This window comes from Corallococcus sp. AB038B, from assembly GCF_003668955.1.
In the GTDB taxonomy this organism is placed as follows: Bacteria; Myxococcota; Myxococcia; order Myxococcales; family Myxococcaceae; genus Corallococcus; species Corallococcus exiguus.
This window is the reverse complement of the sequence record NZ_RAWO01000007.1, coordinates 371,635-388,680: the sequence shown is the minus strand read 5'-3', so window position 1 is coordinate 388,680 and position 17,046 is coordinate 371,635. Positions and strand designations below refer to the sequence as shown.

The 17,046-nt window shown below is 70.9% G+C and carries 14 protein-coding genes; 12 read left to right on the top strand and 2 right to left on the bottom strand.

Annotation, left to right across the window (positions count from 1 at the left end):
• Positions 1–73: 73 nt before the first annotated feature.
• The 3 genes from D7Y04_RS27080 to D7Y04_RS27070 all read left to right on the top strand — a co-directional run bounded on the left by D7Y04_RS27080 (position 74) and on the right by D7Y04_RS27070 (position 4,171).
• Positions 74–2,002 carry a penicillin-binding transpeptidase domain-containing protein gene (locus D7Y04_RS27080; RefSeq protein ID WP_121761134.1) on the top strand — a complete coding sequence of 643 codons (1,929 nt, stop codon included), beginning with the start codon at positions 74–76 and terminating at the stop codon, positions 2,000–2,002.
• Positions 2,003–2,023: 21 nt separating this feature from the next.
• Positions 2,024–3,511, top strand: a complete 1,488-nt coding sequence (locus D7Y04_RS27075; RefSeq protein ID WP_121761133.1) for a serine hydrolase — start codon at positions 2,024–2,026, stop codon at positions 3,509–3,511.
• 87 nt (positions 3,512–3,598) lie between these two features.
• Positions 3,599–4,171: a glutathione S-transferase family protein gene (locus D7Y04_RS27070; protein WP_120579405.1), complete on the top strand. Its 573-nt coding sequence runs from the start codon at positions 3,599–3,601 to the stop codon at positions 4,169–4,171.
• Between the two features lie 12 nt (positions 4,172–4,183).
• Here the strand turns inward: D7Y04_RS27070 and D7Y04_RS27065 are convergent, their stop codons facing one another.
• Positions 4,184–5,074 (bottom strand): LysR family transcriptional regulator, encoded by an 891-nt coding sequence (locus tag D7Y04_RS27065; protein ID WP_121761132.1) that lies wholly within the window; start codon positions 5,072–5,074, stop codon positions 4,184–4,186.
• Between the two features lie 122 nt (positions 5,075–5,196).
• Between D7Y04_RS27065 and D7Y04_RS27060 the strand changes: the two genes are divergently transcribed.
• The 9 genes from D7Y04_RS27060 (at position 5,197) to D7Y04_RS27020 (ending at position 16,048) form a co-directional block, all read left to right on the top strand.
• Entirely contained in the window at positions 5,197–5,940 is a 744-nt protein-coding gene (locus D7Y04_RS27060; RefSeq protein ID WP_121761131.1) for an SDR family oxidoreductase, read from the top strand.
• 109 nt (positions 5,941–6,049) lie between these two features.
• A complete protein-coding gene (locus D7Y04_RS27055; protein ID WP_121761130.1) occupies positions 6,050–7,291 on the top strand; it encodes a GAF domain-containing sensor histidine kinase in 1,242 nt (413 codons plus the stop codon).
• A 120-nt stretch (positions 7,292–7,411) separates the two neighbouring features.
• Entirely contained in the window at positions 7,412–9,334 is a 1,923-nt protein-coding gene (locus tag D7Y04_RS27050) for a M23 family metallopeptidase (RefSeq protein ID WP_121761129.1), read from the top strand.
• A 125-nt stretch (positions 9,335–9,459) separates the two neighbouring features.
• The gene (locus D7Y04_RS27045; RefSeq protein ID WP_121761128.1) at positions 9,460–10,005 is read left to right on the top strand and encodes an RNA polymerase sigma factor; all 546 of its coding nucleotides are present in this window, start codon (positions 9,460–9,462) and stop codon (positions 10,003–10,005) included.
• Positions 10,002–10,733 (top strand): hypothetical protein, encoded by a 732-nt coding sequence (locus tag D7Y04_RS27040; protein ID WP_121761127.1) that lies wholly within the window; start codon positions 10,002–10,004, stop codon positions 10,731–10,733. Before D7Y04_RS27045 ends, D7Y04_RS27040 begins: the two co-directional genes overlap by 4 nt.
• 84 nt (positions 10,734–10,817) lie before the next feature.
• Positions 10,818–11,300: a hypothetical protein gene (locus tag D7Y04_RS27035; protein ID WP_121761126.1), complete on the top strand. Its 483-nt coding sequence runs from the start codon at positions 10,818–10,820 to the stop codon at positions 11,298–11,300.
• A gap of 4 nt (positions 11,301–11,304) precedes the next feature.
• On the top strand, positions 11,305–14,175 hold the full coding sequence (locus tag D7Y04_RS27030) for a CHAT domain-containing protein (protein ID WP_233601595.1): 2,871 nt from the start codon (positions 11,305–11,307) through the stop codon (positions 14,173–14,175).
• Positions 14,176–14,219: 44 nt separating this feature from the next.
• Positions 14,220–15,017, top strand: a complete 798-nt coding sequence (locus tag D7Y04_RS27025; RefSeq protein ID WP_120581540.1) for an ABC transporter ATP-binding protein — start codon at positions 14,220–14,222, stop codon at positions 15,015–15,017.
• Positions 15,018–15,082: 65 nt separating this feature from the next.
• The gene (locus D7Y04_RS27020; protein ID WP_121761125.1) at positions 15,083–16,048 is read left to right on the top strand and encodes a hypothetical protein; all 966 of its coding nucleotides are present in this window, start codon (positions 15,083–15,085) and stop codon (positions 16,046–16,048) included.
• A gap of 27 nt (positions 16,049–16,075) precedes the next feature.
• On the opposite strand, the gene D7Y04_RS27015 is transcribed toward D7Y04_RS27020, so the two are convergent.
• A complete protein-coding gene (locus D7Y04_RS27015) occupies positions 16,076–16,990 on the bottom strand; it encodes a CPBP family intramembrane glutamic endopeptidase (protein ID WP_233601594.1) in 915 nt (304 codons plus the stop codon).
• Between the last annotated feature and the right edge of the window lie 56 nt (positions 16,991–17,046).

The following is a 17,046-nucleotide window of genomic DNA, read 5'->3' as shown; positions in this document are numbered from 1 at the left end:
ACAGCCGGTCCAGGTGGAGACGACGACCGCCGGATGTTCGCTTCGGCGAAGAGGGCGCGGTAGAGGGGGGCGCGTGTACGGACGGGCGTTCATTTCCTGGGCGGGGCTCTGCCTCCTGTTGCTGCTTCCCGCGTGCGCGCCGCGAGCCACGAAGCCCGCCGCGCCCGCCACGCCCGCCGTGGTGCGCGGAGGCGCCGAGGACCTGGCCTTGCGGTACCTGGACGCCTGGGCGCGCAACGACGCGGCCGCGCAGCGCCAGGGGCTCGTGGACGCGCCCCAGGACTTCGACGCGCAGCACGCGCGCTGGAGGCAGGACCTGGGCGTCATCGCCTCGCGCTTCGACCAGGTGGTGCTCGAGTCCCAGGACGCCACCACGGCGGTGGTGAGGTTCCACGGCGTGCACACGCTGCGCGGACTGGGTGACTGGGAGGTCGAGTCCCGTCTGCGCTTCGTGCTTCGGAGCAAGCGCTGGAGCCTGCGCTGGACGCCGGAGGTGTTCCATCCCGACGCGCGGCCCGGAGACCGCTTCGGCCGCACGCGGAGCTGGGGCCCTCGCGCCGGGTTGCTCGATGCGAATGGGGATCCGCTCACCCTGCCGGGAGAGGTGATTCGCATTGGTGTGATGCCGGGCCGGGTGAAGGACCGCGCGGCCGTGGCCAACGTGCTCCAGTCGCAGCTCGGCGTGGACCCCGCGAAGGTGCTCGCCGCGCTGAACGCCGCGAGCGCGCAACCCGAGCAGTTCATCGCGTTCATCGACGTGCGCCAGGAGCGCTACCAGCAGATTCGCTCCGTGCTCGCGCCGGTGCCCGGCATCTTCTTCCGCAAGAGGTCCGCGCGCCTCACCCCCGCGGAGGGCTTCGCCGCGCACACGCTGGGCCGGGTCGGGGACATCACGGCGGAGGCGCTCCAGTCGCTGGGCCAGCCCTACCAGCCGGGCGACGTGGTGGGACTGTCCGGCCTGGAGCGCGCGCAGGAACGGACGCTGGCGGGACGTCCCTCCGGCGAGGTGCGGCTCCAGCGCCGTTCTGGCGGCAGCGAGCTGCTGTACCGCTTCGACGGAGAGCCGGGACGCGATGTCCGCACCACGTTGCGAATGGACGTGCAGTCGGCGGCGGAGGCGGCGCTCGTGGACGTCACCCAGCCCGCCGCGCTGGTCGCGGTGGACACGGCCACGGGCAAGGTGCTGGCGGTGGCCAGCCGGCCGTTGGGAGAAGGGTGGCACCGCGCGCTGATGGGGCGCTATCCCCCGGCCTCCACGTTCAAGCTGGTGACGGCCACGGCGCTGCTCGAAAGCGGCCTGAAGCCGGACTCGCGCGTCGACTGTCCCCTGGAGGTGACGGTGGGCCGCAAGCGCTTCCGCAACTTCGAATCCGAGGTGCTGGGCGTCACCACGTTGCGACGGACGTTCGCGCTGTCGTGCAACACGACGTTCATCCAACTCTCCGCGAAGCTGGACCCGCGCGCGCTGGAGGACACGGCCCGGCGCTTCGGCTTCGGGGTGAACTACGACGTGGGACTGCCGTCACCGGGCGCCACCCTCCCTCCGCCGAAAGACGACGCCGAGCGCGCGGCGGACGCCATGGGCCAGGGGCGCGTCCTGGTCACGCCGCTGCACATGGCCACCGTCGCGGCGGCGGCGGCCACCGGCGTCTGGCATGCGCCGCGCCTGCTCGCGGACGCGGAACCCGGCCCGGAGTCGCGGCTGAATCCGGGCACGACGGCCATGCTCCGCGACCTGATGCGCGCGGTGGTGACGGACGGCACGGCGAAGTCCGCCGCCAGCATCCCGGGCCTCATGGGCAAGACGGGCACGGCGGAGTTCGGCACGTCCGTGCCGCCTGAAACCCATGCGTGGTTCGTCGGCGTGCGCGACGGCATCGGCTTCGCGGTGTTCGTGGAGGGCGGCGGCGTGGGAGGCCGTGTCGCGCTGCCGCTCGCGATCCGCTTCCTCCAGTCCATGGACTCGCCGGGTGCAATCGCTCCGCCAACCGGGCGTATGTAGGCTCATGGTGGGAGAGAACCAATGATCTGGAACCCGTTGCGCCTGCTGAGCGTGCTGGCCGTGGCCCTGCTGTTCATCCCTGTCGCCGCCGGTGCCGCGACGCGGCAGCAGGAGCTGGACAAGTTGCTGACGCAGTACCACCAGCTGCGCCAGTTCAACGGCGTGGCGCTCGTCGCCAACGAGAAGGGCATCGTCCTGAAGAAGGCCTACGGGCAGGCCAACTTCGAATGGAACGTGCCCAACACGCCGGACACGAAGTTCCGCATCGCGTCCGTGACCAAGCAGTTCACGGCGATGGTCATCCTCCAGCTGGTCTCGGAGGGGAAGCTGAAGCTCGACGACACGCTGGTGTCGGCCCTGCCGGACTACCGCAAGGACACGGGCTCGCGCGTCACCCTCACCCACCTGCTCAACCACACGTCCGGCATCCCCAGCTACACGAACGCGCCGGACTTCTTCGCCAAGGTGTCGCGCAACCCCTACGCCGTCGCGGACTTCGTGAAGCAGTTCGCCAGCGGGGACCTGGAGTTCGAACCCGGCTCGAAATTCTCCTACAACAACTCCGGCTACTTCCTGCTGGGCGCCATCATCGAGCGCGTCACCGGCAAGACGTACGCGCAGGCGGTGCAGGAGCGCATCTTCACGCCGCTGGGCATGAAGGACTCCGGCTACGACGTCTACGCCACGGTGCTGCCCAAGCGGGCCAGCGGCTATGAGCTCGCGCCGGACGGCTACGTGAACGCCACCTATCTGGACATGTCCCTGCCGTATGCCGCCGGGTCGCTGTACTCGACGGTGGACGACCTCTACCGCTGGGACCGCGCGCTCTACGAGAACAAGCTGCTGCCGGAGGCCCTGAAGCAGAAGATGTTCACGCCCGGCCTGGAGAACTACGGCTTTGGCCTGAGCATGGACCCGCTGCCGCTGAACGATGGCAAGACGGTGCTCGCCACCATCGGCCACAGCGGCGGCATCAACGGATTCAGCTCGCGCATCTACCGCGTGCCGGTGGGTAGGGAGGTGGTCATCCTCCTGGACAACACGTCGCGCGGCGACAAGCTCAAGGAGCTGTCCGCGGGCCTCTTGAGCGTGCTCCACGGCATCCCGCCCAAGGCGCCCCGGGTGGGCATCCGGGAGCTGCTGAGCCAGACGCTCGACAAGGAGCCCGTCGCGAAGACCGTCGCGCACTACCGCGAGCTGAAGGCCTCGAAGCCGGATGCGTATGACTACTCCGAAGGGGAGCTCAACAGCCTGGGCTACCAGTTGCTCCGGATGAAGCGCGCGGCGGACGCCGTCGAAATCTTCAAGCTCAACGTGGAGATGTTCCCGAAGGTGGGCAACGTCTACGACAGCCTGGGGGAGGCGTACCTCGCCGTCGGCGACAAGGAGCAGGCGCGCGCGAACTACCGCAAGGCCGTGGAGCTGGACCCGAAGAACACCAACGCGGCGGACGCGCTCCAGAAGCTGGGCGCGCCGTCCGGTCCTCCCGCGACGAAGGCCGTGCCCTAGACGCACCAGATGTGAGCGAATGCGGCCCGCGCCCCGGGCGTTGTGCCCGGGGGGCGGTCCAACGTGGTGCTCACGAAAGGTGCCTGCATGAAGCTCTATTTCAATCCGCGCAGCCGGGCGGTCATTGGCAAGTGGATGCTCGACGAGGCGGGGGTCGAGTACGAAATCGTGCCCATCGACCTGGAGAAGCGGGAGCAGAAGTCGCCGGAGTTCCTCCAGGTGAACCCCGCCGGCAAGCTGCCCGCGCTGGTGGACGGAGATGCGCGCGTGTTCGAGAACGCCGCCCTCTGTCTCTACATCGCGGACAAGTACCCGCAGGCGAAGCTGGCGCCCAAGGTGGATGCGCCCGAGCGCGGCCGGTACCTGTCGCTGATGGTGTACTCGACGTCGCAGCTGGAGCCGTCCATGGGCGACCACATGGCCCAGGCCCCCACGCCGCCGCAGCGCGGGTGGACGGAGTACCCGCAGGCGCTGGACGCCGTGGAGCGCGAGCTGGGAGACGGCCCCTACCTGTTCGGCGACTGGTTCACCGCCGCGGACGTGATGATCGGCTCCATGTTCATCTACCAGCGCATGCTGGGCGGTTCGACGGGGCGGCCGAAGCTGGAGGCCTACGTGGACCGGCTGCAGGCACGTCCCAAGGGCTTGAAGCTGCGCTGAGGCGCCCTCGCTTCACGGCGCGGTGAAACCCCGCGTCAGCCAGTCGATGAAGACGCGCACGCGCGGGGACAGCTGCCGGTTGCGCGGGTACATCAGGGACACGGGCGTGGGCGTCGGCGGGTGCTGGGGCAGCACGGGCACCAGCGTGCCTCGCCCGAAGTCCTCTTCCAGGCGGTAGCGCGGCGCCTGGATGAGGCCCAGCCCCAACCGCGCGGCGGCGACGAAGGTCTCCGCGCCGTTCACGGACATCGTGGTGGGCAGCACGACGTGGCGCACCTCGCCGCCCACCGTGAACTCCAGCGGGATCAGGCTCCCCGTCAGCGACGAGCGGAAGCCCACCATGCGGTGACCACGCTGGAGCGCTTCGACACTCTCCGGCACGCCGTGCCGCGCCAGGTAGGCCGGGGACGCGCACGTCACCTCCTCCAGCAGCGCCACCCTGCGGGCTACCATGTCGCTGTCCTTGGGCTCACCCGCGCGCAGCACGCAGTCCACGCCCTCGCGCACCAGGTCCACCAGCCGGTCGCCTTCGCTCATGTAGAGCTCGATGCCCGGGTAGCGCTCCAGGAACTCTGGCAGCCGTGGCAGCACGACCTTGCGCGCCAGCGTCCCCTGCACGTCCACGCGCACCAGCCCCTTCGGCTGTCCGCCCACGAACGCCGCGTCCGCCTCCTCCAGGTCCGCCAGCAGGGACACGCAGCGCTGGTAGTACGCCTCGCCATCCAGCGTGGGGCTCACGTGCCGCGTGGTGCGCTGGAGCAGGCGCACGCCCAGCCGCTCCTCCAACTGCTTCACCGCGTCCGTCACCGACGAGCGCGGCAGCCCCAGGTCCTTCGCGGCCTGCGTGAAGCTCCGGCGCTCCACGATGCGCGTGAAGGCCTTCATGGCGTCGAACCGGTCCATTGTCCGCCCTGTCGAACAGTGATGCCGGAACAAAGCCGATTATCCGTGGCTCGGAAAGGTCCATCTTGTCCTCACCTGGCGCCCCAGCTCGGACGACGGCGCTCCCAGAGGAGAAGACCCCCATGACGACCCAGACCCAGAAGAAGACGGCCCTTGTGACGGGCGGCTCGCGCGGCATCGGCGCTGCGGTGGCGGAGCGGCTCGCTCGCGACGGCTTCAACGTCATCGTCAACTACGCGGGCAACCGCGACGCGGCGGAGGACGTGGTGCGCAGGATTGAAGCGGCGGGAGGCCGGGCCCTGCGCTTCCAGGCGGATGTCGCCGACCCCACCGCCTTTCCCCGGATGTTCGACGCGGCGAACGAAGCGTTCGGCGGGGTGGATGTGCTGGTGAACAACGCCGGCATCGGGAAGTTCGTGCGCTTCGCGGACTTCGACGACGCGCTGTTTGATCAGCACGTGGCCGTCAACATCAAGGGCACCTTCAACGGCCTGCGTGAAGCCGCGCGCCGCCTGCGCGACGGGGGGTGCGTCATCAACTTCTCCACCAGCGTCATTGGCCTGCGGATGGAGAACTACGGCGTCTACTCGGCCACCAAGGCCGCCGTGGAGGCGATGACCGCCGTCCTCTCCAAGGAGCTGCGCGGCCGGAACATCACCGTCAACTGCGTGGCGCCCGGGCCCACCGCCACCGAGCTGTTCCTGGACGGCAAGTCCCCGGAACTGGTGGACCGCATGGCGAAGCTGAACCCCCTGGAGCGGCTGGGCACGCCGGAGGACATCGCCGCGTCCGTGGCCTTCCTCGCGGGTCCGGAGGGCGGGTGGATCAACGGGCAGGTCCTCCGCGCCAACGGCGGCATGGTCTGAACGCCTGACGTGTGGGCAGGGGGCCGGGCGGCCCATGGGGCGCGCGCTCCGGAGGTGATGCTCACGTCGGCGGGTGGCTCCAGGCGGCGGGCGTCCCCACCGTTGCCTCGTGAGCGACACGAAATCAGAGACAGACAGTGGATGGGAGGACTCCCGGCTGCGGGCGCTGGAGCAGTTGCTGGCCCTCCCCGTGGCCGAGCTGCGTCCCACGCTGGACAGGGCGGGCCAGCTCGTTTCGGAGTTGCTGAACGCCGACAAGGTGGACGTCTTCCTCTTCGAGCAGAGCAGCCAGAGCCTCGTCGCGGTGGGCACGAGCCAGACGCCCATGGCCCTCCTGCAGAAATCGTTGGGCTTGGACCGGATGCCGCTGGCCAATGGCGGGCGCGCGGTCCAGGTGTACGAGACGGAGACCCCCTTCATGACCGGCCGCGCGGAGGAGGATCCGAACGAGCTCCCCGGCATCAAGCACCGGCTGGGGGTGCGCTCCTCCCTGATGGTGCCGCTGCCCATCGGCATGGAGACGCGGGGCGTCCTCGCCGTGACGTCGGCCCAGAGTGACTTCTTCACCCCCCATGACCTGCGCTTCCTGCAGGCCGTGGCGCGCTGGGTGGGCATGGTGGCCCACCGCGTGGAGCTGGTGCAGGAGCTGACGAAGCTGGCGGTGAAGCAGGCCCGCCGCAAGGCGGCCGAGGAACTCATCACCGTGCTCGCGCACGACATGGCCAACCACCTGCTGCCGCTCCAGGCCCGCATCCAGCTCATCCAGCGTCGCGCCGCGCGAAATCAAGCGCCGGAGGACCTGCGGGACGCGACGGGCGCGGCCGCGTCGCTGCGCTCCCTCACCCGGCTCATCAACGACCTGATGGACGTGGGACGCCTGGACCAGGGCCTCTTCAGCCTGCGTCCCCAGCCGGTGGACCTGACGGGGCTGGTGCGGGAGTTGGTCGCGACTGCGAGCACGCCCGAGCGCCCGGTGCACTTCGAGGGACCCGAGGAGCTGGTGACGGTCGCGGATCCAGACCGCGTACGGCAGGTGCTGGAGAACCTGGTGGCGAACGCGCTCAAGCACTCGCCACCGGGACAGCCCGTGGACATAGGCCTGGAGGCGCAGCCGCGTCCGGAAGGGCCGTGGGTGCGCGTGACGGTGCGCGACCAGGGGACGGGCATTCCGTCCGAACAACTGCCCACGCTCTTCGAGCGCTTCACCCGGGGGCCCGGCTCCAAGGGGCTGGGCATCGGCCTGTACCTCGCGCGGCGCATCGCGGAGGCGCATGGCGGCACGTTGGAGGTGGTCTCGACAGCACACACGGGCACGTGCTTCGGACTGTCGCTGCCGGTGGTGGCCGGGTAGGCGGAGAGGAATCTCGCGGCGGGGGTGAGGGGAAAAAAGGGGCATTTCCGTTGGGTGGGGGCAGGCGCGAAACCGGAGGGCCATCACGGCCGTCGGGCGCCACCCATCAGGAGCAACCCCATGTCACCGTCCCCACGCCTTCGTTCCGTGGCCCGGCTCACCGCCGTGGCCTTCACCACGCTGGGCGTCAGCGCGTCCGCGCAGACGTATGCCTTTCCAGGCAGCAGCGCGGACCTGCCCGAGGGCAGCCACTGGTGGATCTCCAGCGACCACAGCGGCACGCACAACCGCGACCTGAGCGCCGTGCGCTTCGACGACGACGAGAAGCGCTTCACCCGCGTGAAGATTCCCTTCGCGGACTACGCGGCCAACCCGAAGAACTCCGACTGGGTCATCTACGGGCTGCCCGTCTCCGCCATCGCGGATGGCGAGGTGCTCACCTGTTGGCGCAACGCCCCGGAGGGCCTCAAGCCGGCGGTGTACGGCGGTGACGACGTGCCCCACCCGGGCCGCACCTCCAACCCGCTGCGCATCCCGCGCTCGGGCAACCACGTGAACATCCGCACGGACGACGGGAAGATCATCCTCTACGCGCACCTGCAGCCCGGGAGCGTCCCGGAGGAGCTCTGTCCCTTCAACGCCACCTACGTGGCGGACGCGGAGGACCGCGTGGGGGACCTGCCCCGGGAAGTGATTGTCCCCGCGGCGCAGCGGGTGCGCGTGAAGCGCGGACAGTTCGTGGGCCGCGTGGGCAGCTCCGGCGCTTCGTCGAATCCCCACCTGCACGTGCACCTTCAGCCCATGACGGGCGCGACGACGGTGGGCACGTCCCTGCCTCTGCCCTACTCGCAGGCGTGGCAGAAGGACGGCGCGGTGAACTACGACTCGTCGCTCGACTTCGTCCCGCTCCAGAACGAGGCGCTCGACCTGTTCCCCCAGGCCATCCACCCGGATCCGCTGCTGCGCCGGGGCGACATCACCGGGGACCCGGTGCTGGAGGTGGCGACGGCGGCCTCGGGCGGCATGGTGGTGACGGCCACCCGGGACGTGACGGGTCGGCTGGCGCTGGGCTCGTGGCAGCTGGCGGGGGACGGCACCTTCACGAAGCTGCATGACGCCTCCGCGGGCGCGGCCAGCTCCATCGCCATGGCCCACCCCCACAGCAGCACCACCCGCGACGTGGTGACGGCGCTGCGTGACGGGGATGGGAAGCTCAAGATCATCGCCTGGCGGGTCGCGGCGAACGGCTCCATCGAGCGCAAGGGAGATGCCGGCGGCGACGCGGACGCGACGGAGATCAACCTCGCCACCTTCCCGCAGGGGCTGGGCGTGGTGAGCGCCATCCGCGACTCCACGGGCCACCTCAAGGTCAGCACCTGGGAGACGTCCGCGACGCTGGACACGGTGACCCGCCGGGGCAACGGCTTCGGCGAGGAGGCGACGAAGGTGGCCATGACGCCCATCCTCAACGGCCGCGTCGCCGGGGATGTGGGCCGCTTCACCGGCGTCGTCACGGCGGTGCGCACGCCCGAGGGCAACCTGAGCCTGACGGCGTGGGAAATCACCCCGCAGAACCTCGTCTTCCAGCGGGGTTCCTATCTGGCGGGCGCGGTGACGGACGTGGCCATGAGCACCGTCACGATTGGCAACAGCGTGCGCGACATGGTGGTGGCCAGCACGCGCCTGACCAACGGCGTGCTGCGCAACATCTCCTTCGACGTCACGGCAGCCGGACAGTTGGTGCGGCGTGACCACGAGGACGGCGAGGCCATCCTCGACTTGAGCGCGGCGCGCGTGAAGGGAGCGCACGTGGTCACCCCGGTGCGGGACACCACGGGCAACCTGCGCGTCTACACCTGGGACGTGGACGCGGACGGCAAGGTGCACCGCACCGGCAAGGAGCGCGCGGGCGCCATCGTGTCGGGCCTGGCCACCACCGCCACCTCCGTGGGCGCTCGCTTCGTCATCACCGCCGTGCGCCTGACGACGGGCACGGGGGGCGGGGACCTGCGTCTGATTGCCTGGGACGCGAATCTCCAGTAGCGCGCGAATGTCTTCCCCGGGGCCTCTGGGCTCCGGGGGAATTTTCGCGGATTGCCCGGCTTCTCCTTGCCGCCGATGATGCGTTCGAATGACGCTCGGCACCCGTTCTCGCGAGGGGAGGCATCTTGGAGTTGCGACACGGCCCATGGGCGGGTGCATCCCCGGATGCCGGGTTGGAGACGCTGCGACGTGACCTGGGCCGGGCGCTCGCGAGCGTCTGTCCCGCGTCGCTCGCGGACCGGCGGGAGGACCTGTTGCAGGTCGCGATGATGAAGGTGGTGGAGCTGCGCGGGCGCACCCAGGGCCAGGCGGAGCTGACCCCTGCGTACCTGTACCGGGTGGCGTACACGACGCTCATCGACGAGCTTCGCCGGATGGGGGCGCGCAAGGAGGTGGCGTTGGAGGAGGTGGAGCAGGGGCCCGCCCAGCCGGTGGCGCCGGGAGACCCGGAGCGAGCGGCCGGGGCCTCGCAGATTGCGCGGGCCGTGCGTGATTGTCTTCAGGCGCTGGTGCAGGACCGCCGCCTCGCCGTGACGCTACACCTGCAAGGACACACCGTCCCGGAGGCCGCGGAGTTGCTGGGGTGGGAGGCCAAGCGGACGGAGAACCTCATCTACCGGGGGCTGAGCGCGCTGCGAGCCTGTCTCTCCATGAAGGGAATCCAGCCGTGAGCGAACGCCGTCCCGAGGATGACACGCTGGATGCCGAGGGCGTGGAGCGGCTGCGCACGGCGCTGCGCGAGGATGACGCGGCAGGGGAGCCGGTGGACGCGGACCTCGTCTGGCGCGCGGTGAGGCAGGAGCTGCCGGTGGAGGAGCGCCGGGCGGTCATCGAGCGCGTCGCGGCGGATCCCGCGTGGGCACAGGCGTGGCGGTTGGCGAAGGCGATGTCGCAGGCGGCGGCGGAGGCGGAGCGGGGGGCTCCGGCGGTGGTGCCCGCGACAGGCGTGGAGGCTCCCGCGAAGGTGGTGTCCCTGACCGCCCGGCGCTTCTGGCAGGGGCGGCAGGCGATGGCGGCGATGGCCGCGACGGTGGTGGTCCTGGTGGGCGCGGTCGTGGTGGTGCGGCAGCAGCAGGCTCAAGTGGATCCGACGCGGATCCGCGGTGGGGCGGCGGAGGCCATCACCTCGCAGGTGCCGGACGCCACCGCGCTTCCCCGCGAGCAGTTCGTGCTCCGCTGGAGCGGAGTGCCCCAGGCTGTGTCCTGGAACGTGCAGGTGTCGTCGGAGGATTTGAAGGTGTTCCATCGCGCGGAGCGGCTGGAGTCGCGCGAATACACGGTGCCGGTGGACGTGCTCGCGGAGTTGCCCTCCGGCGCGCGCGTCCTGTGGCAGGTGGAAGCGCGGCTTCCGGATGGAAGCGTCCAGCGCGGCAGTACGTTCGTGAACCTGTTGCGGTGAGTGCCGCGACGCTTGGGCCAGGCCGGTGGCTCAATGACAAGCAGAGGGGGACGTATGAAGGCAATCAATGTTGGCAGGGGATGGGTGCGTGCGCTGTCCATGATGGCGATGCTGTGGGGAGTCTCGGCGGCCGCGCAGCCCGCGCTCCCGTCGTACACGATGATCATCACCACGGAGCCGCTGACAGGTGCCGCGAACGACACGGTGGTGGCCTCCGTGGTGGACGCGGGCATCCTGGGGCCGTCGTCCTCGGTGCCCATGACCCTGCGCATCCTGGATGACGCCGGGGCCGTGCTCGCGACCGTCACGGGCACCGTGAGCACGACGGTGCCGCTGCGGGTGAGCGTGCTGGCACCTTCGTCCGGCGGAGTCCGCGCGCAGCTCACCCTGCCGCCCGGTGCCGGGAAGATGTCCGCCGGCATCCTGGTCATCGAGCGGTTGGGGCAGGGCGACCCGCCGCCTCCTCCCACGCGGGATGTCTGTGAGATTCCGGTCAGCAGGGATCCCGGAACGGGCGGAGATCCTGTCACTCTCTGGGGATGCAGGGTGGAAACCCAGAGGACCTGAGGTGATGGGGGTGCGGCGGCTGCGCGTGGGGCGGTGGGGCGGCTTCACCCTTTCGGTGGGGTTGGCTCTGTGCGCCCCCACGCTGGCCGCCGCGGAGTCCTCCGCGCTCGCCCGGTGCGAGGAGGACTTCGACGCCCACCCGGAGGGCTCCGACGCGGCGATGTGCTTCTTCCGGAACGCCCAGGGGCAGGAGGCGCGCGACGAGGCCCGGCGCAGGCTCCAGGGCCTCATCGCGCGGCACCCGGAGCGCCCCTGGCTCACGCTGGTGCTCGGCCACATGGAGCTGCACTCCGAGCCCGTCCTGGCGGAGGCGTCCTATCGCCGCGCGGCCCTCGCCTTCCGGAGTCAGGGGGACGCCGAGGGCGAGGTGATGGCCGGCATCAACCTGCGCGCCGCGCTGGGCCTGCGCGGCCAGACGGTGGAGGCGCACCAGTGGGTGCTGCGCGTGGGCGAAGTGGCCCGGGCCTCCGGGAACCCCTGGCTGGAGGTGCGCGCGCTCATCCTGGAGGCGGCCGAACTCTCCGACCTGGGTCAGGACCTGGGACGTGCCTGGCGTCTGCTCAAGCGCGCGGAAGGGCTCGCCTTTCCGGACGGGACCGACGGCCTGAAGAAGCAGCTGCTGGTCCCACTGGCGACGGTGAGCGTGAACCTGGGGCGCTTCGACGAGGCGCTGGACGTGTACGGGCGGCTCGCGGAGCTGGCGGAGCGCACGAAGGACGCGAACACGGAGGCGCGCGTCCGCTTCGCGCTCGCGAACCTCGCCTGGCGGCGGCTGGACGAACGTCCCAACGCGAAAGGCCGGTCGGCGCTGCTGCGGCTCGGACGTGAGGCGCTCATGGCGTCCGAGCGCGCGGGCAGCAAGGTCCTCGAGACGATGTCGCTGCGCCTCGTGGCGGAGCTGCTGGGCGACGGGCCTGAAGAGCGGAGCGAAGCGGAGGACGCCCTCGGCCGCTGCATCGACATCGCCCGGGAGACGGGGATGACCGAGCGGCGCATCACCTGTCTGTGGACGCGCGCCGAACGCCGCGCGGCGGTGGACTCGGCCGCCGCGTGGCGTGACGTGGACGAGGGCCTGGCGCTGGCCGCCGAGCACGACAACCCGCTCTACCTCGCCTCGGTGTGGCGCACGCGGGCGACGGTGGCGTTCCGCACGCGACCGCTGCCGGAGGCCCTGGGACACGCGGAGCGCGCGCTCGACGCGGTGGAGGTGCTGCGCCAGTGGCAGCGGGACGCCTCCAGCCAGGCCGAGCTCTTCTCCAACTGGGCCAGCGACTACCACCGGCTCGCGGGCCGCACCCTGGAGGCCGGAGAGACCTCCGCCGTGCCGCCCCGCGAGGCCCTGGAGCGAGCCTTCGCGGTGAGTGAGCGCCTGCGCGCGAGGACGTTGTTCGAGGCCCTGGTGGCCTCCCGCGCGCTCCCGGCGCAAGAGGAGCCACCAGAGCAACGGGAGGCGAGGGACGGCGTGCTGCGGAGCCTGTCCGTCATTCAGCGGGGGCTGCTGGACCCCGCGCTTTCCGCGTCCGAGCGAACGCGGCTGCTGGGTGAACTCCAGGAGTTGGAGCGTCGGGAGCGCGAGCTGCGACCCGCGACCCAGCGCACGGAGCTGTCATTCGCGTCGCTCGCCGCGACCGAGCAGCGCCTGGGCGAGGAGGAGGCCCTGCTCGTCTTCCTCGCGGGCACGGACCATGACCTCCAGGGTGAGCGCGCGGGCGGCGCGTGGATGCTGGCGGTGACCCGAGAGGGCACGCACGCGTACCGCATCCCGGAGCGAGCACGGCTGCGCCCCGCGGTGGCGCTCCTGTCGGGCCTCATCGAGCGCCGCGATGGTTCGGAGGCAGGTGCCGCCGCGGCGCTCTACGCACAGCTGCTCGCCCCCGCCTTGCGTGAGTTGCCACCGAAGGTGTCGCGCCTGCTGCTCGTGCCGGATGGTCCGTTGCACGACCTGCCGTTCGCCGCGCTGCGGGAGCACGCGGACGGCCCACCGTTGATGGCCCGGTACGAACTGGCGCGGGTGCCCTCCGCGAGCCTGCTCCACTACTGGCGCGAGCAGCCCGCGAAGCCTCCCGAGGGTGAGGCCCTGGTCCTGGCGGATCCCGACCGGGGCGGCACCCTTCAAGGCACGCAAGTGGCCTCCGCGAGGGGCGGCGTGTTCCTGGAGACGGCGAACCTGGGCGCGCTTCCGGAGGCGCGCCGCGAGGGCCGCACCGTGAGCGAGGCCCTGGAGGACACGGCCGTGAAGCCCCGGTTGCTCGTGGGAGCGGAGGCGTCCGAGCATGCCCTCAAGGAGTCCCGTTGGGACGCGGTGCGCATCCTCCACGTGGCCGCGCACGCGGTCGTGGACGTCGAGTCCCCCGAGCGCTCCGCCCTGGTGCTGGCCCCGGGCGCGGCGGGAGAGGACGGCCTGCTCCAGCCCCGGGAGATCGCGGAGCTGCGGCTGCGGGACGCGCTGGTGGTGCTCTCCAGTTGCAGGGGAGCCTCTGGCGCGCTGCTCGCGGGAGAAGGCGTGCTGAGCCTCGCGCGGGCCTTCTTCGAGTCGGGAGCGCGAGCCGTGGTGGCCAGCCTGTGGCCCATGCGCGACGCCGAGGCCGCGGAGTTGCTGGAGCGCTACTACCGGCACCTGGCGGAGGGACAGAGCGCGGCGTCGGCGCTGAGAGAAGCCCAGCGCGAGGCCTGGGAGGACGGCGAGCCCGCGGCGATGTGGGCCGGGCTGGGGGTGATGGGGGACGCGGCGCTGGTGCCGGTGAGGCCCGCCGCCGGGGGCCTGGGGCGGAGTGTCCTCGTTGGGGGGGCCGTGGGTACGGGCCTGCTGGCGCTGGGGCTGTGGGGCCTGGGGATGCGCCATGCGCGCCGGAAGCGGGGGAGCGGGCAAGCGTGAATCCAGAGCGGCCGGCAGGGCGTGCGCGGTAGGGTTCCGGGGCGATGAGTGACGCGAGCCGTGAGCCGGCGCCGAAGCTGACCCTCGAGGTGCGGGACCTGCACAAGTCGTTTGGCGGGCAGCCCGCGCTCCGGGGCGTGGACCTGGTGGTGCCGGAGGGCACGACCTGCGTGCTGATGGGCGTGTCCGGTTCGGGCAAGACGGTGCTGATGAAGCACATCATGGGCCTGATCCGTCCGGACCGGGGCGTGGTGTTGGTGGAGGGCGAGGAGGTGGCGAAGATGGACGAGCCCAAGCTCAACCAGATGCGCCGCAAGCTGGGCATCCTCTTCCAGGCGAACGCGCTGTTCGACTCGCTGAACGTCTTCGACAACGTGGCGTTCCCGCTGCGCGAGCGCACGAAGATGTCCGAGCCGGACATCACCAAGACCGTGAACGAGACGCTGGGGAAGGTGGGCCTGTCGCACGCGGCCACGCGCTTCCCGGGAGAGCTGTCCGGCGGCATGCAGAAGCGCGTGGGCTTCGCGCGCGCGACCATCCTCCAGCCGAAGATTCTCCTCTACGACGACCCCACGGCGGGTCTGGATCCGCTCACCACGGCGGCGGTGAATGAGATCATCACCACGGGCAAGCAGCAGCTGGGCGCCACGTCGCTGGTGATTACGCCGGACGTGGCCTCTGCCTTCGGCACGGCGGACAACCTGGCGCTGATGCACGAGGGCCAGGTGGTGGAGTACGGCCCGCCGGACCACTTCCGTCAGTCGCAGCACCCGGAGGTGAAGGCCTTCCTGCGCAACTGGCTGCGGCGGCGCTCCGCGCAGACCCAGACACCGCAGGCCTGACAAGGATTCAAGTATGCTGCGGGAGCCCGAGGGCCGGCGGGTTCGTGATGGAAGCAGGAGTCCGCATGTCCCGCGGCAAGTTGCGTCCCGTATTCAAGCGTCTGTGGTTGCTCGCGCCCGTCGCCACGTTGGGGTTGGGGTGCTCCTCGACGTGGGGCTGTGATTCGGATGAGAACTGGGAGCAGCAGACCTTCCCACTTCCCGCCACCCTGCGTGACGGGAGCGTCCCCACGCAGGACACCTCCTGTGAGGAGTTGTGCGAGGCGCTCGGGGCCAGGACGCCCTGTGCTCGCGTCCAGGGGACCGAGGTGGGGGAGGACGGCGGCGTCATCGAACAGGTGAGCTGCGAGGCCCACTTTCTCTGCGAGGGCCGGAGGCCGGAAGGACTGTGCAGCGACGGCGCGGTGGCTTCGGAGACGCCCGCGCTGGGAGCGCTTTTCGCGAGGATGGCGCACCTGGAGGCCGCGTCCGTGCCGGCCTTCGAAAGGCTCGCGGACGAGCTGGCCGTGCACGGGGCCCCGGAGCACCTGGTGCGGGCCGCCAGGCGTTCAGCGAAGGACGAGGTCCGTCACGCGGAAGCGATGGAGTCGCTGGCCCGCCGTCACGGAGCCCCGATGCCGGAGCTGAAGGTGGCGCCGTTCCAGGCGCGGTCACTGGAAGCGCTCGCCATCGAGAACGCGGTGGAGGGCTGCGTGCGGGAGACCTACGGCGCGCTGCTGGCGGGTTGGCAGGCGAGGAGCGCGGAGGACGCGCAGGTGCGCGAGTCCCTGGGCACCATCGCCCCGGACGAACTGAGGCACGCGGAGCTGTCGTGGGCCATCGACGCGTGGGCGCTGGAACAGCTGTCCCCGGACGCCCGCGAGCGAGTGAATACGGCCCGCCGTGAAGCCTGGCGCGAACTGGAGCAGGACGCGGCCTCCAGCCACCTACCGGACGAAGTGGCCCGCCACTCAGGGCTGCCCTCCGCGGAAGTGGCCAGAGAGCTCGTAAGGGAGCTGGCTTCCGAGCTGATGCCCGGAGCGCTGGCGTAATCAATTGCACATGCGCCGCTCCTCTCATCAGAGGGGCGGCAGCTTCTCCAGGAACCCCGAGCGCGACAGCCACAGCATCAGCGCGAAGCTGATGGTGTTGAAGGCCGCGTGCGCCACGATGAGCGGCAGCAGCCGTCCCCGGTACCAGAGGACGAAGCCGAACCAGGCGCCCATCACGAACGTCTGGAAGACGGCCAGCGTGCCCTCGTAGAAGTGCCCCACGGAGAAGAGCACCGCGGCCCCCAGGATGGCCGGCACCCAGCCTCCCAGCACCACCTTCAGCCGAGGCACCAGGAAGCCTCGGAAGACGAACTCCTCGAAGCCCGTCACCACCACCATGATGGCCGCGAACGCCGGGATGCCCAGCCCCGTGTCCAAGAGCGCCGCCGCCACGCCCTTGCGCGCCGCCAGTTCCTCGCCCGCCAGCTTCAACGCCACCGCGACCGCCGCCAGCGGCACCGACGCCGCCAGGTGCACCACGTACGTGCCCACCAGCACCCCCCCGCCCAGCAGCAGCTCCCGCGCCCAGCCCTCGCGCACCAGCCCCACCTGCGCGGGTCCCTGACCGTCACGCCACAACAGCACCGCCACCAGCAGGCACATGCCCAGCGCCCGGATGACCAGCGGCGCCATGGACAGCGAAAAGCCCTTCGTCATCTCCGCGTCCGACGCCACCCACGCGCCCGCGCCCGCGCCGCCCAGCGCCACCACCAGGCCCAGCACGCCCCACCACGCGCCACGGCGCGAGGACTCCCAGGGACGCAGGAGCATCAGCCCCCACGCCAGCAGCGCCAGCTCCACCGCCACGGCGGCCCCTCGGCCCAGCCGGGCCACCGAGGAGGGCCCCAGCACCGCGAAGAACACGAACGCGGCCTCCGCCAGCGCCTGGCGCTTCGCAGGGGCGTTCTCCAGCAGGACGGCGACATCACCACGAAGCACCACGGGCAATTCCTTCCGGCGCCACGGGGGAGAGGCCCGCGGGTTCCCGGACACGCTAA